This is a genomic window from Kordiimonas sediminis (genome assembly GCF_014656395.1).
Classification (GTDB): Bacteria; Pseudomonadota; Alphaproteobacteria; order Sphingomonadales; family Kordiimonadaceae; genus Kordiimonas_A; species Kordiimonas_A sediminis.
The window spans coordinates 1008569-1034661 of record NZ_BNCI01000002.1; the positions used below are offsets into that span (position 1 = coordinate 1008569).

The 26093-nt window shown below is 48.6% G+C and carries 22 protein-coding genes; 11 read left to right on the plus strand and 11 right to left on the minus strand.

Annotated features, from left to right (window positions below; translation table 11 throughout):
• Positions 1-2: 2 nt before the first annotated feature.
• The 5 genes from IE181_RS12200 to eno form a co-directional block, all read right to left on the minus strand.
• Complete coding sequence (locus tag IE181_RS12200; protein WP_191253341.1) at positions 3-1310, minus strand: pyruvate dehydrogenase complex dihydrolipoamide acetyltransferase; 1308 nt, start codon at positions 1308-1310, stop codon at positions 3-5.
• Positions 1311-1583: 273 nt separating this feature from the next.
• Positions 1584-2966: a pyruvate dehydrogenase complex E1 component subunit beta gene (locus IE181_RS12205; RefSeq protein ID WP_191253343.1), complete on the minus strand. Its 1383-nt coding sequence runs from the start codon at positions 2964-2966 to the stop codon at positions 1584-1586.
• Positions 2967-2978: 12 nt separating this feature from the next.
• A complete protein-coding gene (pdhA, locus tag IE181_RS12210; RefSeq protein WP_191253345.1) occupies positions 2979-4007 on the minus strand; it encodes a pyruvate dehydrogenase (acetyl-transferring) E1 component subunit alpha in 1029 nt (342 codons plus the stop codon).
• Between the two features lie 135 nt (positions 4008-4142).
• Positions 4143-4469, minus strand: coding sequence for an FtsB family cell division protein (locus IE181_RS12215; protein ID WP_191253347.1), 327 nt, complete (start codon positions 4467-4469; stop codon positions 4143-4145).
• A 149-nt stretch (positions 4470-4618) separates the two neighbouring features.
• Positions 4619-5893, minus strand: a complete 1275-nt coding sequence (gene eno / locus IE181_RS12220) for a phosphopyruvate hydratase (RefSeq protein WP_191253349.1) — start codon at positions 5891-5893, stop codon at positions 4619-4621.
• Between the two features lie 201 nt (positions 5894-6094).
• On the opposite strand from eno, the gene IE181_RS12225 reads away from it, so the two are divergent.
• On the plus strand, positions 6095-7630 hold the full coding sequence (locus IE181_RS12225) for a M20/M25/M40 family metallo-hydrolase (protein WP_229819411.1): 1536 nt from the start codon (positions 6095-6097) through the stop codon (positions 7628-7630).
• 89 nt (positions 7631-7719) lie between these two features.
• Here IE181_RS12225 and pyrG read toward each other — a convergent pair whose 3' ends face one another.
• From pyrG to tpiA, 3 genes are all read right to left on the minus strand, one after another.
• Positions 7720-9354: a CTP synthase gene (gene pyrG / locus IE181_RS12230; protein WP_191253350.1), complete on the minus strand. Its 1635-nt coding sequence runs from the start codon at positions 9352-9354 to the stop codon at positions 7720-7722.
• Positions 9355-9467: 113 nt separating this feature from the next.
• Complete coding sequence (secG, locus tag IE181_RS12235; protein WP_191253352.1) at positions 9468-9788, minus strand: preprotein translocase subunit SecG; 321 nt, start codon at positions 9786-9788, stop codon at positions 9468-9470.
• A 116-nt stretch (positions 9789-9904) separates the two neighbouring features.
• Complete coding sequence (gene tpiA / locus IE181_RS12240; RefSeq protein ID WP_191253354.1) at positions 9905-10657, minus strand: triose-phosphate isomerase; 753 nt, start codon at positions 10655-10657, stop codon at positions 9905-9907.
• 205 nt (positions 10658-10862) lie between these two features.
• On the opposite strand from tpiA, the gene IE181_RS12245 reads away from it, so the two are divergent.
• The 3 genes from IE181_RS12245 (at position 10863) to IE181_RS12255 (ending at position 15229) form a co-directional block, all read left to right on the plus strand.
• Entirely contained in the window at positions 10863-12788 is a 1926-nt protein-coding gene (locus IE181_RS12245) for a SurA N-terminal domain-containing protein (RefSeq protein ID WP_191253356.1), read from the plus strand.
• Between the two features lie 108 nt (positions 12789-12896).
• Complete coding sequence (trpE, locus tag IE181_RS12250; protein ID WP_191253358.1) at positions 12897-14393, plus strand: anthranilate synthase component I; 1497 nt, start codon at positions 12897-12899, stop codon at positions 14391-14393.
• A gap of 65 nt (positions 14394-14458) precedes the next feature.
• Positions 14459-15229 carry a cyclic nucleotide-binding domain-containing protein gene (locus IE181_RS12255; protein WP_191253360.1) on the plus strand — a complete coding sequence of 257 codons (771 nt, stop codon included), beginning with the start codon at positions 14459-14461 and terminating at the stop codon, positions 15227-15229.
• A gap of 29 nt (positions 15230-15258) precedes the next feature.
• Here the strand turns inward: IE181_RS12255 and IE181_RS12260 are convergent, their stop codons facing one another.
• Positions 15259-16557, minus strand: coding sequence for a divergent polysaccharide deacetylase family protein (locus IE181_RS12260; RefSeq protein WP_191253362.1), 1299 nt, complete (start codon positions 16555-16557; stop codon positions 15259-15261).
• 99 nt (positions 16558-16656) lie between these two features.
• Between IE181_RS12260 and IE181_RS12265 the strand changes: the two genes are divergently transcribed.
• The 5 genes from IE181_RS12265 (at position 16657) to lexA (ending at position 20338) form a co-directional block, all read left to right on the plus strand.
• Positions 16657-17235 carry an anthranilate synthase component II gene (locus IE181_RS12265; protein ID WP_191253364.1) on the plus strand — a complete coding sequence of 193 codons (579 nt, stop codon included), beginning with the start codon at positions 16657-16659 and terminating at the stop codon, positions 17233-17235.
• Positions 17232-18266: an anthranilate phosphoribosyltransferase gene (trpD, locus tag IE181_RS12270; RefSeq protein WP_191253366.1), complete on the plus strand. Its 1035-nt coding sequence runs from the start codon at positions 17232-17234 to the stop codon at positions 18264-18266. Before IE181_RS12265 ends, trpD begins: the two co-directional genes overlap by 4 nt.
• Positions 18267-19067, plus strand: coding sequence for an indole-3-glycerol phosphate synthase TrpC (trpC, locus tag IE181_RS12275; protein ID WP_191253369.1), 801 nt, complete (start codon positions 18267-18269; stop codon positions 19065-19067).
• Positions 19068-19071: 4 nt separating this feature from the next.
• Positions 19072-19551, plus strand: a complete 480-nt coding sequence (gene moaC, locus IE181_RS12280) for a cyclic pyranopterin monophosphate synthase MoaC (protein WP_191253370.1) — start codon at positions 19072-19074, stop codon at positions 19549-19551.
• A gap of 106 nt (positions 19552-19657) precedes the next feature.
• The gene (lexA, locus tag IE181_RS12285; RefSeq protein WP_191253372.1) at positions 19658-20338 is read left to right on the plus strand and encodes a transcriptional repressor LexA; all 681 of its coding nucleotides are present in this window, start codon (positions 19658-19660) and stop codon (positions 20336-20338) included.
• Positions 20339-20455: 117 nt separating this feature from the next.
• Here lexA and IE181_RS12290 read toward each other — a convergent pair whose 3' ends face one another.
• Positions 20456-22399 carry a ComEC/Rec2 family competence protein gene (locus tag IE181_RS12290; protein WP_268245750.1) on the minus strand — a complete coding sequence of 648 codons (1944 nt, stop codon included), beginning with the start codon at positions 22397-22399 and terminating at the stop codon, positions 20456-20458.
• 298 nt (positions 22400-22697) lie between these two features.
• On the opposite strand from IE181_RS12290, the gene gltX reads away from it, so the two are divergent.
• Complete coding sequence (gene gltX / locus IE181_RS12295; protein WP_229819413.1) at positions 22698-24116, plus strand: glutamate--tRNA ligase; 1419 nt, start codon at positions 22698-22700, stop codon at positions 24114-24116.
• Positions 24117-24170: 54 nt separating this feature from the next.
• Positions 24171-25457, plus strand: a complete 1287-nt coding sequence (locus IE181_RS12300; RefSeq protein ID WP_191253384.1) for a citrate synthase — start codon at positions 24171-24173, stop codon at positions 25455-25457.
• 179 nt (positions 25458-25636) lie between these two features.
• On the opposite strand, the gene fabZ is transcribed toward IE181_RS12300, so the two are convergent.
• The gene (gene fabZ / locus IE181_RS12305) at positions 25637-26071 is read right to left on the minus strand and encodes a 3-hydroxyacyl-ACP dehydratase FabZ (RefSeq protein ID WP_191253386.1); all 435 of its coding nucleotides are present in this window, start codon (positions 26069-26071) and stop codon (positions 25637-25639) included.
• Between the last annotated feature and the right edge of the window lie 22 nt (positions 26072-26093).

A 26093-nucleotide genomic window follows, 5' to 3' on the forward strand; every position in this document is an offset into this window, starting at 1 on the left:
CTTTACAGCAACATTGTGATAGGGTCTTCGATATAGGCTTTAAAGGCAGCAAGGAACTCTGCCCCAACTGCACCGTCAATCGCGCGGTGATCACACGACAGGGTACAGCTCATCACGGTCGCAGCCGCAACAGCTCCATCCTTTATCACGGCGCGCTGCTCACCTGCACCCACTGCCAGGATCGCCCCTTGCGGTGGGTTAATTACAGCGCCAAACTCTTTGATACCGAACATCCCAAGGTTAGAGATAGAGAAAGTACCGCCGGCATAATCTTCCGGCATTAGTTTTCCGTCACGGGCACGTCCCGCCAAGTCCTTCATATCGGAGGCGATCTGACCTAGGCCTTTACCGCAGGCACCCCGTACAACAGGCGTTACCAGTCCACCTTCAATCGCAACGGCCACTGAAATATCTGCGCGCTCGTACCAGTACATTTTATCGCCAGCATACTGAACGTTCGCCGCTGGTACCTTTTTCAGGGCAAGTGCAGATGCACGTATGATAAAGTCATTTACAGAGACCTTGATGCCGTCACCTTCTGCGCGCGCATTAAGCTCCTTGCGTAGGGCAAGTAACTTATCCAGTTCGCATTCAATGGTTAGATAGAAATGCGGAACAGTTGTTTTAGATTCTGTCAAACGCTTGGCAATGGTTTTGCGCATATTTGACAGCTTCTGCTCAGTGAACGGAATATCGTCATGCGGCCCATATGTTGGGACTGCTACCTGTGACGGCGCTGGTGGTGCTGTCTCTTCTGCGGCTGTGTCTTTTTTACCGGATGCCGAGCTGCTCATGGCTGCTTCAACGTCGCGTTTAATGATACGACCGTGCGGTCCACTGCCACTAATCGATCCGATATCCAGTCCTGCCTGCTCAGCAATGCGTTTGGCAAGAGGAGAAGCCTTGATACGTCCATCAGCAGACGATGCCGAAGGGGCAGGCTTTGCCGCAGCCGGTGCTGGTGCCTCTGCTGTTTCGGCTTTTGGCTCTGACTTGCTTTCCTTAGGTGCCGGTTCAGGAGTATTAGCACCATCTTCCGCAGGCACAGCAATATCTGCTACATCTTCACCGTCCTCAGCAAGAATGGCAATGATCTTACCAACCGGCACGTCATCAGTACCTTCGCCGACAAGAATTTTCGCCACTGTCCCATCGTCGATGCTTTCCACTTCCATCGTTGCCTTGTCGGTTTCGATTTCCGCAATTACATCACCTGAGGAAACTTCATCACCCTCTTTAACCAACCATTTGGCAAGCGTGCCTTTTTCCATTGTTGGCGATAACGCCGGCATAAAAATTTCAATAGCCATATTCTATCCCTACATTTGGTAAGAAGTTCTCAGTCCAAAATTTAAGTCTCAGGTATGTTTGTTTGGCATTGTCAACGCTACAACAATCATCCCTATCATTATCAATACAATCGCACCGTAAATCAGCCCTTCATGACGCGCAAATCTACGCATTGTGGGTGGGGGCTTTCCTCTCCAGTCCGCTATTATCGATGCAGCTCAATAAGCAGTTCCTACAGCCTTTCTTCGCAGTAATCGTTTAGATTTTCTACGACGCATGGCAGGAACCCACTTTTACTTCACGTAACAAACGGCTTTGATCGCTTCGACAATTCGCGCTGACGACACAACAACTGCCTTTTCAAGGTTGTTTGCATATGGCTGTGGCACATCCACGCTGTTCACACGCGTTACAGGGGCGTCTAGCCAGTCAAATGCTTCTTCCATCAAACGCGCTGACACATCAGATGCGACTGAGCACTGCGGCCAGCCCTCTTCTGCCACAACGCAGCGATTGGTTTTCTTCACACTTTCAACCACAGTTTCCATATCAAGCGGGCGAATTGTTCTAAGATCGATGATCTCGACACTAATACCCTCTTTTTCAAGTTCGGCTGCGGCTTTCACACACTCACCAACCGTGATGGAATATGATACCAATGTAACATCGCTGCCTTCGCGGTAAATGCGGGCCTTGCCGATAGGCAAAGTATGATCTGGCAGGTCCGGCACTTCAAAGCTCTCGCCGTACATCAGCTCATTCTCTAGGAACACCACAGGGTTCGGGTCCTGAATAGCTGCCTTCAGAAGGCCTTTACTGTCCGCAGCATCATAAGGTGCAATCACAATCAAGCCAGGAACACTTGCATACCATGCACTGTAATTCTGGCTGTGCTGTGCACCCACGCGTGACGCAGCACCGTTCGGGCCGCGGAACACGATAGGACATTCCACAAGACCGCCCGACATATACCGCGTTTTCGCAGCAGAGTTGATGATGTGATCAATGGCCTGCATGGCAAAATTGAAGGTCATAAACTCAACAACAGGCTTCAACCCTGCCATTGCAGCACCCGCACCGAGGCCAGCAAATCCATGTTCCGTGATTGGGGTATCAATTACACGCTCACTACCGAATTCATCAAGCAAGCCCTGAGTAACTTTGTAAGCACCCTGATATTCAGCAACTTCTTCACCCATGACAAAAACATCAGCGTCTTTGCGCATTTCTTCTGCCATCGCATCGCGGAGAGCTTCGCGTACAGTCAGCTTTACCATTTCGGTACCTTCTGGCACTTCCGGGTCAGATGCCACTGGTGTTGCCGCAGGCACTTGTGAGCCAGACACTTCAGTTTCAGCTGTCTCAGCTTCTGGCTCTGGCTTAGGTGCTTCTGAAACAGATGATGATGCATTTGCAGCAGCTGATACGTCTTCGCCTTCTTCTGCTACGATCGCAATAACCTCGCCGACCGGCACATCGTCTGTGCCTTCTTCAACCAGAATTTTCGCCAAAGTTCCTTCATCAACGGCCTCGACTTCCATAGTCGCTTTGTCTGTTTCAATCTCTGCAATGACATCGCCGGATTCGATGGTATCGCCTTCTTTAACCAGCCATTTTGCGAGAGTGCCTTTTTCCATCGTAGGCGACAGAGCTGGCATTGTAATTTCGATAGTCATGAATTGATACTCCTACGCCAGCACGTCTGTATAAAGTTCGCTCATCGGTGGTTCTGGGCTCTCCTGAGCAAAGGTAGCAGCTTCTGCCACTTCTGCCTTGACCGCCTTGTCGATTGCTTTCAAATCATCTTCAGACATGAAACCACGATCCAGAATCAGTTCTTTAATCTGGTCGATACAGTCCCGCTCAGATTTCATTTTCTGTACTTCTTCTTTCGTGCGGTATTTGGCTGGATCAGACATAGAGTGGCCGCGATATCTGTATGTTTTCATCTCTAAAATGTATGGCCCCTTGCCAGACCGGCAATGTTCCACGGCCTTGTCCATGGCTGCACGAACTGCCAATACATTCATTCCGTCTACCTGTTCACCTGGAATTTTGAAGCTTTCACCACGTTTATAAAGCTCGACTTCAGAGCTTGAACGCAGAACAGAGGTACCCATGGCATACTGGTTATTCTCGATAATGAAGATAACCGGCAACTTCCACAGTTCAGCCATGTTAAAGCTCTCGTAAACCTGACCCTGGTTAGCCGCACCATCACCGAAGTATGTTACAGACACATTATCCGTCTTGCGGTACTTGTTAGCAAAACCAAGACCTGTACCCAGGGACACCTGCGCTCCGACAATCCCGTGACCTCCGTAGAAACCATTTTTCGGATCAAACATATGCATGGACCCGCCTTTGCCTTTTGAGCAACCACCAATACGACCAGTTAGTTCAGCAAGTACAGATTTCGCAGTTGACCCCGCGACCAACATGTGTCCATGCGCTCGGTAGCTTGTGATAACCTTATCACCGTCCTTAAGCGCAGACTGCACACCAACAGCCACAGCTTCCTGTCCAATATACAAGTGACAAAATCCACCAATCAAACCCATCCCGTACATCTGACCGGACTTTTCTTCAAAACGACGAATCAAAAGCATCTGCTCGTAGAATTCTTTCAATTCGGCGTCAGTGGCATCATATAAAGCTGGTTTGGAATTACGGCGACGCGAAGGCTGTGCCTTGCCGCCTGATTTCTTGGATGTCATGAACTGCCTTCCAGATTACCGGAACCGATGGGTTCCATTAACTTGAACTCAGCCCCATAAATACACGGAATTTTAGCAAAAGACAATAGATGTTATCTTACTGTAAATATTACGTTTTTTTGAATTAACTTGTTTTTAGTTAATGCCAGAAGCGTCTACAAATAGAACCAATTCATCAGGGTGCACAAAGCCCAATTTCTCACGCACCTTTTCTTCAAGCATATCAGGATCAATTGAGTCTTCAGAGAGAGCATCAAGACGGCGCTCAATCACATGGCGCTCATGCTCCACGTCCATTGCGACACCTTGCACCTCAACGATACGACGTTCCAGGCGCTTCAACTCGCCCAGACCACTACTACCCTGAAAAGCATGGAAAGCAATATAGACAATAACAAGCACCCACAACACAGCCAAACCCGTGTTTAGGAAAAAAGTGGATATGTTATCGCGACTCATCATGATTCGAATCATTTCATAATCGACTCGGGGATGCAAGTTAAATAGTTATCGTGCTGATATTTTTCGAGCATTATTCTCCCCGCCCTTTAGGCGGGGAGAATATTATCTATTTTCTCTCCTAAGACAGAGAGATACCCCCCAATGCAATTTTATCCCTTAAGGATCGATGTTCCTGCATAAAGTGCAGATGCGCCAAGCATTTCTTCAATACGAATCAATTGGTTATACTTTGCCAACCGGTCTGAGCGCGCCAGAGAGCCAGTTTTGATCTGACCACAATTCAGGGCGACTGCAAGATCTGCAATGGTGCTGTCTTCTGTTTCACCGGAACGGTGTGACATAACGGACGTAAAGCCAGCGCGGTGCGCCATTTCAACGGCCTGAATTGTTTCCGAAAGCGTGCCAATCTGATTGACCTTAACAAGGATAGAATTTGCAACACCAGCTGTGATACCCTCAGCAAGGCGGGCAGGATTTGTTACGAACAAATCATCACCAACAAGCTGGACTTTATCGCCGATCTTGTCCGTCAACAGCTTCCAGCCATCCCAATCATCTTCGGCCATACCGTCTTCGATGGAGTAAATTGGATACTTGCTAACCAGGTCAGCATAATAATCCACAAGACCGGCGCTATCGAGTGTCTTGCCTTCGCCAGACAGGACGTATTTACCATCTTTATAGAATTCAGTGGATGCCGCATCGAGAGCGAGATAAATATCCTCACCCGGCTTATAGCCTGCGCTATCAATTGATTTCATAATGAAGTCAAGGGCATCGACCGTACCGTTCAGATTTGGCGCAAAGCCACCCTCATCTCCGACGGCTGTATTATGACCTGCTGCGTGCAGATTGGATTTCAACTCATGGAAAATCTCTGCACCAATCCGAATTGCGTCAGAACATGATTCAGCATTCACTGGCATAATCATGAATTCCTGAATATCAATTGGATTATCAGCATGCTCACCACCATTGATGATGTTCATCATGGGTACAGGAAGGATATGCGCGCTTGTGCCGCCAACATAACGGTACAGAGGAACAACAAGACTATCCGCACTCGCACGTGCAATCGCAAGCGAGATACCAAGAATAGCATTCGCGCCCAAACGGCTCTTGTTATCAGTTCCGTCCAGGTCACGCATGATCTGGTCGATAGAAAGCTGCTCTTCACTATCAAGACCTACAAGCGCATCAAACAATTCACCGTTCACTGCCTCAACAGCATTCAAGACGCCTTTTCCACGATAGCGTCCACCACCATCGCGGAGTTCAACAGCTTCGTGTGCACCTGTTGATGCACCACTTGGAACAGCAGCACGTCCAAAACCGCCGCATTCCAGAACCACGTCAACTTCAACTGTTGGATTGCCGCGACTATCCAGAATTTCACGACCAATGATATCAATAATAGCGCTCATGAAAGGAATTCCTCTTTTTGTGAGTATAGCTTGAAATATTGGCCCCGTTTTACCCGCAATAAACCGCCTCTGCAAGATTAAAGCCCGCCAGAAAGCGTTAGAGTTATACCCTACCCCGGTATTGCCTATATCGGTGTATATCGACTGGCCTATCTCATCAGGCGCTGCTATGGTCTATTTGTTCATAAAGGGGGACTATCCATGAAGTATTTTGTAAAGACTATTGCAGCATCTGTTATGGCCCTGTCGGTGCCCACATTGACAGCAGATGCAAACGAACAATCCATTCGCGAATATACTAACAAACACCAGCATCACATCATGAAGGACTTTCGTGATTTACTGTCCATGCCGAATGTCAGTTCCAGCGTAGACGATATGATGGTGAATGCAGCCTGGATTACAGACTATATTCATAAGCGCGGCTTCACTTCAGAGATAGTAACAGCCGGACGCGCACCTTATATCATTGCAGAAAAGAAAGTCAGCGGTGCTGACAAAACCGTGCTGATATACGCGCACTTTGATGGGCAACCCGTTGAACCTGCCAACTGGGCGACTGCACCTTTCACCCCTACCTTATTAACTGCAACCATAGAGAACGGTGGGCAAGTCGTCCCGTGGGATCAGGTCGAAGGTGACTTTAATCCAGAATGGCGTATTGCTGCGCGCTCAGCGGGCGATGATAAAGCGCCCGTTATTGCCCTGATGCATGCACTTGATGCGATGGAACAGGCCGGTATTTCGCCAAGCGTAAATATTAAACTAATTCTCGATGGAGAAGAAGAAGCTGGCAGCCCGACACTGAAACAAATTCTGGCCGACCACCGTGACAAGCTGGAAGCCGATCTAATGCTTTTCTGTGATGGCCCGATGCACCAAAGCCGGGACCGCCAGTTGGTGTTTGGCGTACGCGGGTCAATGGCCCTTGATATTACGACATATGGCCCACTCGCACCGCTGCACAGCGGGCATTACGGCAACTGGGCCCCAAACCCGACAGAAAGCCTGATGAAACTGCTGCTGTCCATGAAATCTGAAGACGGCAAAATAACAATAGACGGCTATTCAGATCAGGTCCGCCCCATATCAAATGCTGAACGGGAAGCTCTTTCAAACGTTCCCAATGTTGACACTCAGATGAAACACGCGCTGGCACTGGCTGAAAGTGTTGGCAAAGATATTCGCCTCGAAGAAAGCGTTCTGTCACCGGGCTTTATTATCCGCGGCTTTCAGGCAGGCGGTGTTGGCAAGCAAGGCAGAAATATCATTCAACCTTCGGCGTCCGCATCCATTAACATGCGTCTTGTAGCAGACCAAACACCTGAATTTCTGGTCGAAAAAGTCGAAGACCATGTCCGGGCCCAAGGCTACACAATCGTCCATGAAGAACCTAATGCCGACATCCGGCGCAATCACGCGAAACTGGTCAAACTTGACTGGCGCGCAGGTGCGTACCCTGCTTTCCGCTCAAGACTGGATAGCCCCGAGGCAGTGAAGCTTATCTCTATTCTGGACAATATGGAGGGCAACAAGACAATTCTGGCGCCTAGCCTGGGCGGAAGCTTGCCCATTTATTTGTTTGAACAGGCTTTGGAAAATATGCCTATCATCATCCTGCCGGTTGCAAACCATGACAACAATCAGCACGGCAGAAATGAAAACCTGCGCATTCAAAACCTGTGGGATGCGATCAGCGTATATGCCGCTATTCTGGAACAATATGGGACTGACTAATCACCTTCCAGTAACCTCATCAAGAACAAAGGCCAGCCCTGTGGGGGCTGGCCTTTTGATTTTCTAAACCACTTTTATTTATGAGCGCACTAAACCAATCGGCTTTGTTTCAGTGCCGCCGCAACAAAGCTTGCGAAAAGCGGGTGCGGCGCAAATGGTTTTGATTTCAATTCCGGATGATACTGAACCCCGATGAACCATGGATGATCAGGCAGTTCCATAGTCTCTGGCAACTGACCATCTGGTGACATACCAGAGAAAACAACACCCGCTTTCTCCAGGCGCTCAACGTAACCCACATTCACTTCATACCGGTGACGATGCCGTTCTGATATCTCCAGCTCCCCATAGATTTCAGCAATCTTGGAGCCCTTCTTAAGGTGTGCAGGATACGCACCAAGGCGCATTGTACCGCCAAGGTCTGTTTCTTCTGTACGCTGTTCAACCGTTCCATCATCACGCGTCCACTCGGTGATCAACCCAACAACCGGCTCGATACCGCGCTCTTCAAACTCGGATGAACCAGCGTCTTCAATCCCGGCCAGATGACGTGCTGCTTCAACTGTTGCCATCTGCATACCCAGACAAATACCAAAATAAGGGATCTTCTTCTCACGCGCAAAGCGTGCTGCAGCGATTTTACCTTCGGTACCCCGACGGCCAAAGCCACCCGGCACCAGAATAGCGTGAATACCGTGCAAATGATCAATAGCATCCTCTTTCTCAAAGAGTTCAGCATCAATCCATTTGATATTCACTTTTACCTTGTTAGCAACCCCGCCGTGCACAAGCGCCTCAGTCAGTGACTTATAGGCATCTGGCAGGATCGTGTATTTACCGACAACTGCAATCGTAACCTCGCCTTCCGGGTTTTTAATCCGGTCAACAATATCTTCCCAAATACTCAGGTCTGGCTCTGCTTTATGCGCCAAACCGAATGCTTTCAGAACTTCTACATCCAGACCTTCATTATGATAGGAGATCGGAACTTCATAAATAGTCTTCACATCCAGCGCTGGAATAACCGCAGATTCCGGTACATTACAGAACAAAGACATCTTGCGGCGCTCGCTATCCGGAATGGGATGCTCTGCGCGGCAGACAAGGATGTCTGGCTGGATACCAATAGATCGAAGCTCTTTCACACTGTGCTGTGTGGGCTTCGTCTTTAACTCGCCGGCTGCTGCCAAAAATGGTACCAGTGTTAGGTGGCAGAAGATGGAGTTACCACGCCCCAGCTCAATACTCAGTTGACGGATGGCTTCCATGAAAGGCATTGCCTCAATATCACCTGCGGTACCGCCAATTTCACACAGCATAAAGTCAATGCCGTCCTGCTCCGCCAGCGCGAACTCTTTAATCGCATCTGTTACATGCGGGATAACCTGGACTGTGCCGCCAAGATAATCACCACGGCGTTCCTTGGCGATAATCTGTTGATAAATACGACCCGATGTAATGTTGTCGCTCTGGCGCGAAGACACACCGGTAAAACGCTCATAGTGACCAAGATCCAAGTCTGTCTCAGCACCATCGTCAGTGACATAACATTCACCATGCTGATAGGGGCTCATTGTCCCTGGATCAACATTCAAATAGGGGTCAAGTTTCCGCAGACGTACAGAATAACCCCGCGCCTGTAACAGCGCACCAAGAGAAGCAGACAGTAAGCCCTTACCAAGCGAACTAACCACACCACCAGTAATGAATATATAGCGCGTCATGGAACCTCACTATATCCTAATTTCTTTAAATTTACATTCAGTGACAAGCATAGCATCTTGCCACACCATAGAGAAACGGGAGCCGCTGGCTCCCGTTACTGTCGACCGTTATCTTAATTGTCAGGTATGGTAGGCATCTCTGGCAACTTAGGTCCATCTGATGCTTCCTCAGCCTTTTCAGCTGCCTGCTGTAAGATATCGTTATCAGAGTTACGCTGAGCGGAAATCCAGCCTAGCGCCAGCGAGTTTGCCAAAAAGACAATTGCCAGCCATTTGGTTGTGCGTGTCAACAGATCACCTGCACCACGTGCGGTCATCATACCAGTGGGGCCACCACCAATGCCAAGCGCGCCACCTTCTGACCGTTGCAACAATATGGTCGCAACCAGTGCGATTGCAACAATCAGGTGAATACTTAGAAGTACAGCTTCCATGTGATTTCGTCTCGCAAAATTCTTGGGTCCGGCCAACCTAAATTGATCAGCTCATACAAAGCGCGGTTAATAGACTAAATTACCCACCTTTGCCAAGGAGAATTTAACAGTTTCTGTTATTTTCTGTACGCATCTATGATTCCGTTAAAGTCTGAAGCCTTCAAGCTGGCACCGCCAACAAGCGCACCATTGACATTAGCTGCGCCCATTAACTCGGTCGCATTGGACGGCTTAACTGAGCCACCATATAAGATTTTAACTGCCTTGCCGTCTTCGCCCAAACGCTTAATAAGCGCCTCTCGGATGGCAGTATGCATTTCAGCGACGTCCTGTACTGTTGGCGTGCGCCCTGTTCCAATCGCCCAAACAGGCTCGTAGGCAACAACAACTTTGGCGGAGGTTGCACCTTCTGGCAACGATGCTTCCACCTGCCCGACAACTCTGGACACAGCTTTTCCTGCATCACGCTCTGCCTCGGTTTCACCAACACAGACAATTGCAGTCAGGCCAACCGCAAGCGCTGCTTCTGCCTTTACCTTAACAATCTTACTATTCTCAAAATGATCTGCACGGCGTTCTGAATGACCAACAATTACATATGTGGCGCCTGCATCTTTCAACATTTGCGCTGATATATCCCCTGTGTGGGCACCGCTTACTGCACCATGACAGTCCTGAGCACCGATCGCAACAGCATCAGCCTTAACTGAAGCGGCACCAATCAATGTAAAAGGTGGACAAATCAAAACATCACAATCTGCGGACTTACCTTCCTTTACCAAAGTTTCCAGCGCTTCCAGCTCTGCCAGACTTTCGGTCAGACCATTCATTTTCCAATTACCAGCAACCAATGCAGTTGGGTTCGACATCAGGGCGTCTCCTAAGAAGTTTTATGATTTTCACCGTATGTAGCAAAAGCGTTTGAGAAAGAAAAGATATGTTCCATTCTCTCGGTGATATCATTAGATGGTTGCAGCTTTGCCCAACGATGCTTATATTCGCCGCCAAACGGGGATTCCTTATTGTAGGAAAATTTCCACTGATAAATTTATTTCAAGGACGGGACCGGCACCTATGCTGCTCAAAATTCGCGGTAAACTCGATTCAATTTTTGTAACCATTCTTCTTGGTATTCTGATTGCTGCATTTGCGATCTGGGGCGTCGGCACCGGCGGCGGAGCTGTAGGCGGCAGTAACGTTGCCAAGGTTGGGGATAAAGAAGTATCGGCCCAGCGTTTTGCCACTATGGTGAACAACCAGGCTCAGCAGTATCAGGCCCAGATGGGCGGTCAAATGACCTTGAACCAAATCATTCATGGCTTTGGGCTGATCCAGCAGATACTGCAGCAGCAGACCACAATGGCTGCTTTTGATAATGAAACTTCTAGTCTTGGCATGCGTGCATCAGACTCACACGTAGCGGAAGAGCTTATTAGCATACCCGCGTTTCTACTTCCTGATGGGTCGTTTAGCGAACAAATGCTGGAACAGACCATGCGCTCCACCGGCATGACCAGAAACGAGCTTCTGGAAGAAATCCGTGCCGGCATTGCACGTCAACAGTTGGTCGACAGTCTGACAGCTTATTCCGCCGTGTCAAAAGACATGGTCAACACGTTACAGGTTGTCCAAGGCGAACGTCGCCGCGCCAATATGATTACAATCAAGGCCAGTGAAATCGTCGACATCCCGGAAGCTGACGAAGAAACTCTCCGTAGCTATTACGAAGCCAACAAGTCTAACTACATGACACCTGTGCGTCGCAGTTACCGTTATCTGCTTGTAACGCCGGATCAGTTCGCTGACAAAGTGGAAATCTCTGATGAAGATATCCAAACAGCATATGACAGTAACATAGGTGACTGGCAAAAGCCGGAGCTGCGTAACATCCAGCAGGCAATTTTCCCAACTGCTGAAGAAGCTCAGGCTTTCGCTGACGCGGTGAACGCAGGCGCTGATTATGCGACGGAAGCAGCACAGCGCACAGAATTTACCATTGACGAACTGGATCTTGGCGATAACACCTACGATGACCTGGCTGTAGATTTCGACGCAGCAACAGCTGATGCCGTTTTTGCAGTTGCAGAAGGCACTATTACAGAGCCCCTCGAAACACTAGCAGGGTATGTTGTCTATAAAGTCACCAGTATAACACCTGGCACTGAGCGGTCGCTAGAAGACGTTCGCGATGATGTGGTAACCCTACTTAAGGCAGAAAGATCTGTTGATCTGATGTTTGACTTCATCCCGGAACTGGAAGATGCCCTGGCTGAAGACGGAACGCTTGCTCCAGTTGCAGAGAAACTGTCACTTAATCTTGCGACAGTTTCTGCGGTAGACCGTAATGGTCGCGACGCAAACGGTACACAAGTTATCACTCAGCAGGTTGAAGCAACAATTCATGCAGCTGCTTTTGCAGCAGAAGTGGGGCTGGAGCCAGAGATTACTGACCTAAATCCGGTAGATAATACGCAAGGCATCTATTTGGTAGAAGTAATGAATGAAATGCAGCCCGAGCAGCAGATCTATGAAGATGTATCTGTTGCAGTTCGCCAGGCGTGGGAGCGTGAACAGCGCCAGTTGAAAGCCGGTGAGTTCGCTGATCTCGCGGTTGAACGTTTACGCGCCAACGAAAACCCAGAAGACGTTGCGGCAGATCTGGGCGGTACATCCTTTGACGCGAAGAACGTTACACGTCAACCAGACGGCAACTCTGGTCTGGCCGCAAACATTCGCTCTTTGATCTTCACAATCGGCGAAGGTAAAGTCAGCTCGGAACGCAGTGCAGACGGTGATGGGTATGTTGTTGTTAAAGTCAACGAAATCGTCCCAGGCGATCCTGCGACACAAGCTGCAGCAGTCGCATCACTTCGCCAGCAGTTGATTAATGAACAGACAAACACTGTCTTGTCGCAGTATCAAGCATATCTTCTGGCGCAAAACCGCCCAGAAATTAACAATGCGCTGATCGAACAACTTTTCCCGCGCGACCAGGAATAACTGGTCGCCACCACCTCCGGTGATGGACACAAAGTAACGCCCTGAACTGGACAAAAATTTCGGGCCTGTTTCTGTTTGAACAAGACAGGCCCAGTCGGGGAATTGCGAATGGAAAATCAAATACAGGATGTCCTGACCAACCTTAAAGCTGGCAAGCCATCTGTCCTCTTTCATACACTTGTCGCTGATCTGGATACACCCGTGTCGGCTTACCTGAAGCTGAGCAAAGGTGAACGATACAGCTGCCTTCTGGAATCGGTTGAAGGTGGTGATACGCGCGGCAGATACTCTATCATTGGCTTTAATCCTGATATAATCTGGCGTCTTCAAAACGGTCAGTGCGAGATAAACCGCAATGCAGCGACGACCCCCGACACTTACACTGCAGATCCAGGCAAACCACTGGACCGCTTACGAGCTTTGATTAATGAGAGCCTGATTGATCTACCTCACCCCCTACCGCCTATGGCCGCAGGCGTTTTAGGGTATATGGGGTATGAGATCATTCAGGAAATGGAAGACGTAACACCCTCAAACCCTGACGCGATTGGGTTACCAACATCCATTTTTTTCCGGCCGCAGGTTATGGCGATTTTCGACAGTGTTACCAACCTGATTACACTGGTCACCCCTGTCAGGCCTGGTGCTGGCGCAGCGGAAACTCTGATAGAAGCGGCCCAGAAAAGACTGGAAGAAGCTTTGGACAGAATGGAAGCCCCAGTCCCCCTACTACAGGATGGGCCAATGCAGGAATTCTCCGAGCCCGTTTCAAATACGCCGCAAAGCCGGTATTTTGATATGGTCCGCAAAGCCAAAGACTATATCCTGTCCGGCGATATTTTTCAGGTTGTTCTGTCCCAGCGGTTTAGCATGCCTTTCAATCTTCACCCCTTCGCTTTGTACCGTGCCTTAAGGCGCACAAACCCATCGCCCTTTATGTACCATTTGAATTTTGATGGCTTTTCAATCGTTGGATCAAGTCCTGAAATTTTGGTACGCCTGAGGGATGATGAAGTAACTATCAGACCAATCGCTGGCACAAGAAAACGCGGTACAAGCCCGGAAGAAGACAAGCACCTGGCCGATGATCTTCTATCTGACCCAAAAGAACTTGCGGAACATCTTATGCTGCTTGATTTGGGACGTAATGATGTTGGTAGGGTTGCTGAACCGGGTTCGGTAAAAGTGACTGCACGTAACACGATTGAGCTATATTCCCATGTCATGCACATTGTCTCCAATGTAGTCGGGAAAATTCGCAAGGACAAAGACGCTATTGATGCCCTGTCTGCAGGTTTCCCTGCCGGCACCGTATCAGGCGCACCAAAAGTCCGGGCGATGGAAGTCATAGATGAACTAGAAGTTGACGCACGCGGTCCTTATGCGGGCAGCGTTGGGTATTTCAGCGCGAATGGGTCTATGGACAGCTGTATCGTATTGCGGACTGCGATTGTCAAAGACGGCATGATGCATGTACAAGCAGGGGCCGGCATCGTCGCTGACAGTGACGAAGCGTCAGAACAGGCGGAATGTGAAAACAAAGCCCGGGCGCTGGTTGCTGCTGCACGTGAAGCAATCCGGTTTTCACGTTCAAATCGCGGCTAGACATTGCACAATACGCATTTTTGCCTATCTTCATTTTACTATGATTAACCAAATAGACGTGCACCATGGCCAACAATGCTAATCAACAAGTAGAAATGACGTTTCCGCGGCATGCCGTATTGTTTCATCAAGGGACCGCCAGTCAGGGGGTTCATATCATCCTTGAGGGCGAAGTTGAGATTATCCGAAAGGATGGAGACGTCATGCAAACATTGGCCACCCTATCCAACGGCACCCTTCTCGGGGAGACAAGCGCGCTTGAAGGGTCGGAGCACTCTGTAACAGCCATCGCAACCATGCCGACCAGGGTATTGTTTGTTGAAGCAGAAGCCTTTCGCAAGCAGTTTACTGATCCTCTGGTACATTTTGTTGTAAAAACACTGGCTTCCCGCGTGCGGGCTACTGTGGAAAATGCCGCCCATAAAGTCGTCAATACTATCCAGTCTCCCAAGTCACTGCGATTACGCGGCGACTGCGAGATTACCCATACTCTTTTGAAATCAGATATCACGATTAGCCAATTCCCCTTTCTGGTTGGCAATTCCATCAGAGGCACTGGAACAATAGTTCAGCCAGTTCATGCCTTGTTGCCCCTACCGAACTATCCGTCTTTCAGTGCAGCGCATTTCGAAATAGTCAGGCGCGGCAATGGTTTTGCCGTCAGGGACCTCGGCACAAATGTTGGGGTCTATGTAAACGGTCTGCACATCAAAAAATATCAGGAACCGGCTGTAGCCGAACTTAATCCTGGTGAAAACCGAATTGAAGTACGACCCCAGGGTGACAAAGGCAAAAGCCCGCTAAAATTCAAAGTATTTATGCCTGTCAAAGACTAATCAGAACAGGCCATTAAGCTATCACAAGATTAGCGCGCCTGGTCACTGGATTCTTTTACCTCCGCCAGCGCCTGCCGACGGTTATCCAACATTCTGACAATTTGCGACAAAGGCGCCAACGAGACGGGATTAGTTGCATCCTTGGCAATCCAGTCGGACAATACATCGAGTGTCTGTGGATACGGATGCCCAATTGCAATGGCATAGCCACGCTTAACAGCAATTCTCTCAGCCTTTTTCAACTGAATTAGGATTTTGTTATAATCCCGCTCATTATCCAGAAACACATCGCGGCTGGCAAATGGCACCCCCATGGTTCTTGCAGTCTTCACCCCAACTGAACGTGATGTGGTCACACTATCCAGAAACAGCATATCCCTGTCGCGAAGAGCATTCATGACGGCCATCATACCTGCAGAGTTTTCAGTGAAACTACTGCCCATATGATTGTTCACCCCCACAAACCCCTCAAATCTGGTCAAATTCCAGTTTATGCGTTCAACCAATTCCCTGCCAGTAATCGAACTGCGAAGTGCATTGGGTCCAGGGTCCATAAAACCGCCAGGTTTAGGCTCCATCGGCAAATGCACCATTAATTCGTGCCCTGCTTTTTTCACACGAGATGTTTGTCCTGGAAGGTTCTCTGCATATGGGAGAAACGCCAATGTTAAAGGACCGTCCATCTTTGCAATTCGGTTCGTCGCGATGCCTGAAAGCCCCAGATCATCAATTACTACAACCAGCTTGGGTCTGTCGGTGATAACTTCTGCCGCCGCATATTTCTGCCATTTGGGCTGATCTTCAGCAAAAGGCTCCTGCGTGCTGATACCTTCAATTCTGACACTGGCGTGTCCTGTCTCTTCATTATCTGCAGCCCCCTGTTCGGCGGGAAAAGCAGAAGCAGTTTTACTCTCACCTGACGTATCGGTTTCGTAAGTTACATTCTGTTCCAGTTCATGGCTCTGAGAGGCATCTTCACGCTCCCCCGCGGTGTCTGTTTCATCGACTTGAATATCAGAACCCTCTGAAAGACCCGGGCTTTGTGCATCAGTAGGCATCTCCGCGGTATCAAAGGCTGCAAATTCTTCTGAGGGCGACCCAACGTCAGTCACATTATCGTCCATGGTGATATAGACTAATGCTGCGCCTACGATGAGGACAACGCCTCCGTATAGCCAGGCAAAAGCTTTGAAGGCTTTCGATCTGGGTTTTGAGCGATGAAGCCCCTTGTCACGTCGAGAAGTTGTCTTGCCTTTCGGCAACCCCTTAAAACGCTTTACGCCAGCCTTTTGGCGTAGATGAAAAAGTTTATCTTTTTCGAGGCTCATGTTTTATTCTTGTCCTGCTACCCAGTACTCTGTCCTTCGCCCTTGACAATACGGTGTGTGGCAGCAATATCCAACCTGTAATTGGCCTTGGACAGAATAATGTATATTTTAATCGATAACTACGACAGCTTTACCTACAACTTGTATCATTACTTCGTTGAACTTGGTGCAGATGTAGTCGTGCACAGAAACGACAAAATCACTGTTGATGAAGTTCTCGCACTGAACCCTGAGGGAATCATTATAAGTCCAGGCCCCTGTTCACCCAATGAAGCCGGCATTTGTCTCGACTTAATCGAAGCTGCAAAAGGAAAAATACCAATATTTGGCGTCTGTCTGGGCTTTCAGAGCATGGGACAGGTTTTTGGTGGCAATGTGGTACGGGCACCCTATGTGATGCACGGCAAAGTCAGCAAGATTTCCAATACTGGTTCTGGTGTGTTTGGTGGCCTACCCCCACGCTTTGATGCTACACGGTATCACTCTTTGATAGTGGATCGCGATACCTTGCCCCCCTGCATGGAAATAACCGCAGAAACTGATGATGGTCTCATCATGGGCTTTCAACACAAAGAATATCCTATTCACGGCGTACAGTTTCACCCTGAAAGTATTGCGTCAGAACACGGCCATTCGATGCTGAAAAATTTCATGAATATTTGCGAGGCTCAGGCATGATTGGCATAAGGGACTTACTGGCAAAGCTTGCTGAGGGAGAAACGCTATCCCGCGACGACGCACGGGACGCCTTTGAACAGATTATGTCTGGAACCGCTGACCTTGCGCAAATGGCAGCATTCATCATGGCCCTACGTGTTCGCGGTGAGGTAGTTGATGAGATTGTGGGCGGTGCCGATGTCCTACGGTCAAAGGCAGAACAAATTCACGGCCCTGCAGGCATGATAGATACTTGCGGCACCGGCGGTGATGCACACGGCACGTACAATATTTCTACGGCGGCTGCCTTTGTTGCGGCGACTGGCGGTGTTCCGGTGGCAAAACACGGGAACAGGTCCGTATCATCCAAATCAGGCTCTGCTGATGTGTTGATGGCACTTGGCGCCAACCTTGAACTGGACAAGGCAGCCAACGAACAAAGCCTGAAAGAAAATAACTTTGCCTTTCTGTTCGCACCAGCACACCATAAGGCCATGCGCCATGTGGCGCCTGCACGTGCTTCCCTGAAATTGCGGACGATTTTCAATCTTCTTGGCCCCCTTGCCAACCCAGCACTGGCAAAACGGCAGATATTAGGCGTATTTGACAGGAAGTGGCTGCATCCCATGGCTGAAGTATTGCACAAATTGGGCAGTGAACACGTTTGGGTAGTCCACGGCGCTGACGGCCTGGACGAAATCAGCACAACCAGTGAAACCTATGTTGTTGAGTTGAAAGACGGGGCCATACAAGAATTTGTTATCAAGCCAGAGGATTTCAATATCTCTCGTTCTGATATGGCCAACCTAAAAGGAGGCGATGCAGAAGAAAATGCACAGGCCATCCGCGCTCTTGTCGATAACAAGCCCTCAGCCTACCGCGATATTGTATCCCTGAATGCGGGTGCTGCCCTCTATGTTGGCGGCAAGGCAGCCGATGTTGCTGAAGGCTACAAGCTCGCAGTAAACCTTATTGAGACAGGCGCAGTAAAAGACACTCTAACGAAATGGATTGCCTTTACCCAGCAGCACTCTTCTGAAGGAAAATCATAAATGGCACGCGATATTCTAAAAGAGATTTGCGACAAGAAAAGAGAGTATGTCGCAGCCTGCAAGGCCGCGACCAGCCTGTCTGAATTGGAAGCGAGGGCCAAGGAGCAATCTCCTACGCGCGGCTTTTATAGGGCTTTGGCAGAAAAGAAAGCGGCAGGGCAATATGGCTTTATTTGTGAAATCAAAAAAGCCAGCCCATCAAAGGGTCTGATCAGGCCTGACGACTTTGATCCCCCTACCCTTGCCAAAGCATATGAACGTGGTGGCGCTGCATGTCTGTCAGTGTTGACAGACATCCCTTATTTTCAAGGCCATGACAGTTACCTGACGGCAGCGCGTGACGCTGTTGCGCTGCCCGCACTGCGTAAAGACTTTATGATAGATACCTATCAGGTTACAGAAGCACGCGCACTGGGCGCTGACTGTATATTAATCATAATGGCTGCGCTTGATGACACACTAGCCAAGGAACTTGAAGATGCCGCCAACTCATACGGTATGGATGCGCTGATAGAGGTCCACAATAGGGACGAACTTGACCGTGCCTTGACCATCCTTACGAGCCCAATGATTGGTGTCAATAACCGCAATCTGAAGACCATGGACGTATCCCTGCAAAACACTATTTCCCTTGCAGATCATATCCCTACGGGCAAACTTCTTATTGCGGAATCAGGTTTAAAGACCAAAAATGACTTGCAAACATGCGCAGCAGCAGGAGCTGAAACATTTTTGATCGGGGAAACCTTCATGCGGCAAGCCGATGTCGAGCAAGCAGTGCGCGACCTACAAAAGGGATAATACTATGACACGTCTTAGTCATCTTGATCAAAAAGGCCAGGCACATATGGTTGATGTAGGCGAAAAAGACATCACCAGCAGGCAGGCTGTCGCTGAAAGCACAATTGAGATGAAGTCAGAGACGCTGGATCTTATTCTGTCTAACGCCCTACCCAAAGGCGACGTAATCGCTACCGCACGCATTGCCGGCATAATGGCTGCAAAGAAAACAAGCGATCTTATCCCCATGTGTCATCCCCTGCCTATCACAAGTGCGAAGGTCAAGATTGAGAAAACTTCTGATACCAGCCTTAGGGTGGAAGCGACTGTGAAAGTTACCGGCAAGACCGGCGTGGAAATGGAAGCACTGACCGCCGCGACGGTAGCTGCACTGACGCTATATGACATGGCTAAATCGGCAGACAAAGATATGATCATTACATCCACCAGACTTTTGTTCAAGTCTGGTGGCAAAAGTGGCACATACACTGCAAACTCCCCGTAACGCATGCGGTAATTCTCTATTTTCCAGAGTAAATGTTTAAATGGTTGACAGCCGCCATATATGCGAACTAAAGTAGAACATACTGGAAACATATAGGGATTTCATTATGCTAACAGCCAAGCAGCACCAGTTATTGTTGTTTATTCATAACCGTTTACAACAAACAGGAATCTCACCTTCCTTTGACGAGATGAAAGATGCGCTAGGATTGAAATCCAAATCCGGTGTCCACCGTTTAATTGGCGCACTGGAAGAACGTGGTTTTATTAGGCGAATGGCCAATCGTGCCCGCGCACTTGAGGTTGTTCGTCTTCCTGACACGAACTCAGAAGCAAAACCATCAAATGTCCTGCAAGCAGATTTCGGAACCTCTGCCCCGGAGAGTTCTCCAGCCACATCCGATACAATTGACATACCACTGCACGGCAAAATTGCTGCAGGTACACCAATTGAGGCACTGGAGCATCAGGACAGTTTTCTGAGTGTCCCCCAAACCATGGTAGGCCGTAAAAACTGCTATGCACTCGAAATATCAGGTGACTCCATGATAGAGCTTGGCATTCTGGATGGTGATACAGTTGTAATCGAAAGCTGCGATTCTGCCCGCGACGGAGAGGTTGTTGTCGCCCTGGTTGACCGCGAAGAAGCCACACTTAAAACCCTAAAGCGCCAGGGCAGTCATGTCGCTCTTATCCCTGCCAATCGTGACTATGATACTCAAATTCTGGAACAGAACCGCGTTCAGGTACAGGGTCGCTTGGTGGGGTTAATGCGCACCTACCACTGACACGCATTATTACATTAAAAATTTAAGATAAGGCCATTGTATTTATGGCCTTTTTTTGCATTTGAAATTCTGACTCTACCTCCGTGCGCTTCTATAGGGGGCATGCCAATTTTCTCCCTATTTCTCTGCCGGTGGGCTTGACCACACCTGAAAAAGGTCCTTGCTCTTCTCGTCTATTCCCACCCCCAAAGGACCATGGGTCATTAAATTTTCGATGGCTACATACAGGGTGGAACCTTGGCAATATCGCTGCCACTGTGCTGGTGCAACGACTACCAATTCTGCTTGGCACGCTTGTCGCAAAAAGTCGATATCCTCAGGAAAGGCAACACTGAAATCGCCTGTATCAACGATGCACCCTCGTTCACCACATTGCCGAACAAGCCTTCCTGCTTCTTGATCCGGTGCTATTCCCCAATACTGGCGCCAATTATCGTCTACAAACCCACTTGATCTAAGGCCATATGTTTTATATTCACCTTCTCTGTAGACTGCTACCTGATGCCCCGTTTTTCCAATCATCACAATCGGCTTTGGTGTTTCGAAAGCAACCAATATCCCAGCATACCATAATGCAAGGACAAAGAAGGCCGTTACCAGTCGCGGGACTGTGCAAATCAACAAAAATCCGAGATATGTCACTATACCGTACCAGGCAGGAAGCGACTGTACCGTAACTGCAAAGGTGTCTAGCTGTGCGAAGTCCTGCGCAATCGTCAATATCGACAATAACACCACATCAAGGACATATGCAGCGGGCGCCATCAGACCAAATGGCATCAGAACCAGACAAAGCACACCAAGCGGCATGACGATCATGGTCATCATGGGGACAACGAATAAATTGGCCGCCGCACCGAAGGTAGCTACTTCTTGAAAATGATAAAGTGCTATTGGTCCAATTGCCACCTGTGAAACGGCTGTCGTGATGAGGGACAGAACAAATACTTTCCCTAATTTATGCAGTCGCCCCTTTCTTTGCGGCTCTGTATCCCTCTTAGTCTGCCTCGTGAATTGCTCAAAAAATAAAACCAGACCAATCGTGGCGGCAAAAGACATCTGAAATCCGGCGCTGAACAATGCCTCTGGCCAGATCACCAAAATCACAAAGGCTGCAATACCTATGTTTCGAATCGTCAGTGCTTGCCGGTCCACCAGGACTGCAAACAAAACGATGGATACCATGATAAAGGCACGGATCGTTGAAATCGACATGCCCGAAATGATCAAATAAAAGAGCCCACCTGACCAAGCCAGTATAGCTGCCGCTTTTCGTGGTAAAATATGGTGAGTCAGTATGGTTATTCGCGCCAAAACAATCTCGGCGACCAAAAATAACACACCTGTAACAAGCCCCATATGCAAGCCTGAGATAGCTAGAATATGAGCCAAGCCTGCTTTCCTGATATGGTCACGGTCCTCCGGCAAGATATAATCACGCTTCCCCACAAACAATGCCGCGGCAAGTGGGCCGCCCTGCTCGCTCATTTGACCTAGAAAGCTGTTAGCAATTGACTGCCTTAGCGCTTCAACAGAATGCTTAAAGCTCTCTTTCACCCCGATACGTATAATGTCGGACGTTGCAAAACCCGTGTAATGAACGCCTTCAAACTGCAAAAACTGCCTATAATCAAAGCCATCTGGATAAACTGGCCCTTGCGGCATCTGCAATACGCCGTCAAATACAACAACATCCCCAGCGATCAAGTCTTTCGGGTACCCTGTCCGTACAAGCACAAGAACCGTCATGGGAGTTGGTTCCCCAATAGTCACCTTCAGACGAATGCCGGCACCCCCTCTATGATCGACTTCATCAACAACCCCCGTAAGATTCTTTTGAAAACCTTCTCTTATGTCTAGGTGACTGATGCTTTCATCTCTGAAGTCCGCATGAACGACATAAAGACAAATCCCAGTAAGACAGAGAAAAACAGGGCGTAACTGATAAAATACTGTCTTGGAAGAATATAAGGCCATCGCTGCGACTGAAAGACTGAACCAAAAAAGAACAGCCACAGATATTAGGCCATGAACAACGTATCCAAAGACTATACCCGCCATGAAGCTGAACACCCCAACGGTAAAAAACCAATCACGGTGTAGTTTAACCAGACTTAAAAGCTTCTCATGTCTTTCTGCGATGCGGTGCAACAAGCCCCCCTTTTTGCTACACGCTGAACCCCTTATGTTTCTCCCATAAAATGTAGAAAAAATACATAAAATTCATTTTCTGTTGCACTGCAAATTGTTTTCCTGAGAAACATATGCTACAACCCACCCAAAGGTCCTGGAAAACACGTCAATTCATTTCTGTGGTTTCCATTTTGTAGTAACAATTACAAAGGTTTAGTATCTGAGCATGAAGTCAGACATGCCCAAAGTGGTCACTCGATTTGCCCCGTCTCCTACGGGCTTTCTCCATATTGGCGGCGCACGAACTGCGCTCTACAACTGGTTATTTGCACAGCATCATGGGGGGAAATTCCTCCTTCGCATTGAAGATACTGACAGAAAACGTTCCTCAGACGAAGCAATCGATGCAATTTTGCACGGAATGAAATGGCTCGGTCTTGATTGGGATGGTGAAGCCGTTAGCCAGTTTGCACAAGCAGAGCGGCACCGCGAGGTGGCGTATGCCATGCTGGAAAGTGGTCATGCATACAAGTGCTACGCCACTCCTGAAGAAATTGCCGAACGCAGAGATGCTGCACGCGCAAATGGCACCTCTTTCCGAGGTGATATATGGCGCGACAAAGACACTACTGACGTGGCTGAAGGGACACCCTTTTCAGTGCGCATCAAGATGCCACGCGAAGGTGAAGTAACGATTACCGATCATGTTCAGGGGGACGTTACCGTTCAAAATAGTGAACTGGACGATATGATCCTGCTCCGTTCAGACGGTACGCCAACATACATGTTATCCGTTTGTGTAGATGACCATGATATGGGCGTTACCCACATCATTCGCGGTGATGATCATTTGAACAATGCTTTCCGCCAATATCAGATTTATGAAGCCATGGGCTGGGATGTGCCTGAATTTGCACATATCCCGCTAATTCATGGCCCTGACGGCAAGAAGCTATCCAAACGTCATGGTGCACTCGGGGTTGAAGCATACGAAGAAATGGGCTTTTTGCCTGAGGCACTCAGAAATTACCTGTTACGGCTTGGCTGGAGTCATGGTGACGAAGAAATCATCTCCACCTCTCAGGCGATTGAGTGGTTTACACTTGGAAATGTTGGCCGTTCACCAGCACGGTTTGACTTTGATAAACTAGACAATCTGAACGGGCATTATCTTCGTAATACTGATTCAAAAAGAATATTAGAACTTATTGAAGGGACACTGTCGGACGCAATTGGACATGCTCCAACTGCTGAAGAAAAAGAAAAAGTAATACTATCCATCCCTGCGGTCAGCGAGCGTGCAAAACGCCTGCCTGATATTGTCGATAATGTTTCATGCTTTTGTAACATTCGCCCGCTAGCACTCGACGACAAGGCCGCAAAAACACTTTCTGGTGATGACATCAAGACCATGCTGTCCGGTGTTATTGCCCAACTTGCTGGTCTGTCCGACTGGACGTTGGACACGATCAAGCCTGCCATAATGGAGTTTGCTGAAGCAAACGAGCTAAAATTAGGTAAGGTTATGCAGCCCGTCAGAGCAGCTGTAACCGGAGGAAAGCAAACAGGTGATCTGATAGACACCCTTGTGATCCTCGGCAAAGAGGAGACTCTAAGTCGCCTGGCTGATCAAACTGCTGACTGAAGCCTGCGGCTGCATTCTGTGCGGCCGTGCATGTTAGACAAAAGGAGTAAAGACATGTCAAATGACCCATTTAAGCTTAACGGCGATGATATCAATGTAGATCTTCCCGTTATGGAAGGATCAGTTGGACCAAAAGTCCTTGATATTCGGAAGCTTTACGCACAATCAGATATGTTCACATTTGACCCTGGCTTTACCTCTACGGCGAGCTGTGAATCAAAAATCACATATATTGACGGCGGCAAAGGCGAACTTCTATATCGCGGCTATCCAATTGAACAGTTAGCTGAGCACAGCGACTATATGGAAGTTTGCTATCTCCTTTTGTTTGGTGAGTTACCTACGAAGGAAGAAAAAGAAAAGTTCTCACACGACATCACACACCACACAATGGTGCACGAGCAGCTTCACCGCTTCTTCAGTGGCTTCCGCCGTGATGCACACCCAATGGCCATCATGGTTGGTGTTGTCGGCGCCCTTGCTGCTTTCTACCATGACAGCACAGACATTAATGACCCGCACCAGCGCATGGTCGCAAGCTACCGCCTAATAGCCAAAATCCCGACAATTGCGGCAATGGCATATAAATATTCAGTGGGTCAGCCTTTTGTATATCCAAGCAATGAACTGTCTTACGCGGGTAACTTCCTGAACATGATGTTCTCTGTACCTGCAGAGCCTTACAAAATGAGCCCAACGCTTGAAAAAGCAATGGACCTTATTTTCATTCTGCATGCAGATCACGAGCAGAATGCATCGACATCTACAGTTCGCCTGGCTGGTTCTTCTGGTGCAAACCCATTTGCCTGTATTGCTGCTGGTATCGCTTGTCTTTGGGGGCCTGCCCACGGTGGTGCAAACGAAGCATGCCTGAACATGCTTGAAGAAATTGGTTCTGTAGTTCGTATTCCTGAGTTTGTTGCCCGCGCAAAAGACAAGAATGACCCATTCCGTCTGATGGGCTTTGGTCACCGTGTTTATAAGAACTTTGACCCACGCGCGACTGTTATGCGCGACACCGCCCACAAGGTTCTGAAAGAACTTGGCGTTAATGATCCATTGTTTGATGTTGCAATGGAACTGGAAAAAATCGCCCTTGAAGATCCATACTTCATCGAGAAGAAGCTTTATCCTAACGTTGACTTCTACTCTGGCATTATTCTACGTGCAATGGGCTTCCCGACTGAGATGTTCACCGTTCTATTTGCTCTGGCTCGGACCAGTGGCTGGATCGCACAGTGGAAAGAAATGATCGAGGACCCAACACAGAAAATTGGTCGTCCACGTCAGCTTTATACTGGTGCTACTTCCCGGGATTATGTTCCTGTTGATAAACGCTAATCGCGCTTAAAAATAAAAACATCAAAAGCGGTGCTTATTAAGCACCGCTTTTTTTATGTCTGTTCGTCCGCTTTTGGCAACACAACCCTCAAGTCGCGTCTGACATATAAAGCATACTAAAAAACCCTGCCTCAATAAGGCAGGGTCTTAGATAAGGTGCATTTGAAAGCTGATACTGTTTACTCAGCACCCATCATCGCGGTCAGTTTGGCTTGGGTAACAAGGGTATCCCCCACATATGCCTCTGCATCAAACTTCCAGACAGATCCACCACCGCGTGTGGTTTTAACTTTCATTTGCAGTGTATCGCCAGGCCCCACAACTTTACGGAACTTCGCACCGTCGATACCCATGAAATAGACAGTTTTACCAGCGGCCTCTGTCTGCGATAGCATAGCCATCACACCCGCTGTTTGTGCCATAGCTTCAAGAATCAGAACCCCAGGCATAACTGGCTTGCCAGGGAAGTGCCCCTGAAAAAACTCTTCATTGATCGTGACATTTTTTATCCCGGTTGCACTTTCACCAGGCACAATATCAATCACTTTATCAACAAGCAGGAACGGATACCGATGAGGTAACAGTTCCATGATTTTTTGAATATCGACTTCCATTAGTCTTTCCGTCAACCGCTCA

Coding starts and splice junctions, on each gene's coding strand:
- IE181_RS12200 (WP_191253341.1), bottom strand. CDS start 1,310: ATGGCTATTGAAATTTTTATGCCGGCGTTATCGCCAACAATGGAAAAA.
- IE181_RS12205 (WP_191253343.1), bottom strand. CDS start 2,966: ATGACTATCGAAATTACAATGCCAGCTCTGTCGCCTACGATGGAAAAA.
- pdhA (WP_191253345.1), bottom strand. CDS start 4,007: ATGACATCCAAGAAATCAGGCGGCAAGGCACAGCCTTCGCGTCGCCGT.
- IE181_RS12215 (WP_191253347.1), bottom strand. CDS start 4,469: ATGATGAGTCGCGATAACATATCCACTTTTTTCCTAAACACGGGTTTG.
- eno (WP_191253349.1), bottom strand. CDS start 5,893: ATGAGCGCTATTATTGATATCATTGGTCGTGAAATTCTGGATAGTCGC.
- IE181_RS12225 (WP_229819411.1), top strand. CDS start 6,095: ATGAAGTATTTTGTAAAGACTATTGCAGCATCTGTTATGGCCCTGTCG.
- pyrG (WP_191253350.1), bottom strand. CDS start 9,354: ATGACGCGCTATATATTCATTACTGGTGGTGTGGTTAGTTCGCTTGGT.
- secG (WP_191253352.1), bottom strand. CDS start 9,788: ATGGAAGCTGTACTTCTAAGTATTCACCTGATTGTTGCAATCGCACTG.
- tpiA (WP_191253354.1), bottom strand. CDS start 10,657: ATGTCGAACCCAACTGCATTGGTTGCTGGTAATTGGAAAATGAATGGT.
- IE181_RS12245 (WP_191253356.1), top strand. CDS start 10,863: ATGCTGCTCAAAATTCGCGGTAAACTCGATTCAATTTTTGTAACCATT.
- trpE (WP_191253358.1), top strand. CDS start 12,897: ATGGAAAATCAAATACAGGATGTCCTGACCAACCTTAAAGCTGGCAAG.
- IE181_RS12255 (WP_191253360.1), top strand. CDS start 14,459: ATGGCCAACAATGCTAATCAACAAGTAGAAATGACGTTTCCGCGGCAT.
- IE181_RS12260 (WP_191253362.1), bottom strand. CDS start 16,557: ATGAGCCTCGAAAAAGATAAACTTTTTCATCTACGCCAAAAGGCTGGC.
- IE181_RS12265 (WP_191253364.1), top strand. CDS start 16,657: ATGTATATTTTAATCGATAACTACGACAGCTTTACCTACAACTTGTAT.
- trpD (WP_191253366.1), top strand. CDS start 17,232: ATGATTGGCATAAGGGACTTACTGGCAAAGCTTGCTGAGGGAGAAACG.
- trpC (WP_191253369.1), top strand. CDS start 18,267: ATGGCACGCGATATTCTAAAAGAGATTTGCGACAAGAAAAGAGAGTAT.
- moaC (WP_191253370.1), top strand. CDS start 19,072: ATGACACGTCTTAGTCATCTTGATCAAAAAGGCCAGGCACATATGGTT.
- lexA (WP_191253372.1), top strand. CDS start 19,658: ATGCTAACAGCCAAGCAGCACCAGTTATTGTTGTTTATTCATAACCGT.
- IE181_RS12290 (WP_268245750.1), bottom strand. CDS start 22,399: ATGGCGGGTATAGTCTTTGGATACGTTGTTCATGGCCTAATATCTGTG.
- gltX (WP_229819413.1), top strand. CDS start 22,698: ATGAAGTCAGACATGCCCAAAGTGGTCACTCGATTTGCCCCGTCTCCT.
- IE181_RS12300 (WP_191253384.1), top strand. CDS start 24,171: ATGTCAAATGACCCATTTAAGCTTAACGGCGATGATATCAATGTAGAT.
- fabZ (WP_191253386.1), bottom strand. CDS start 26,071: ATGGAAGTCGATATTCAAAAAATCATGGAACTGTTACCTCATCGGTAT.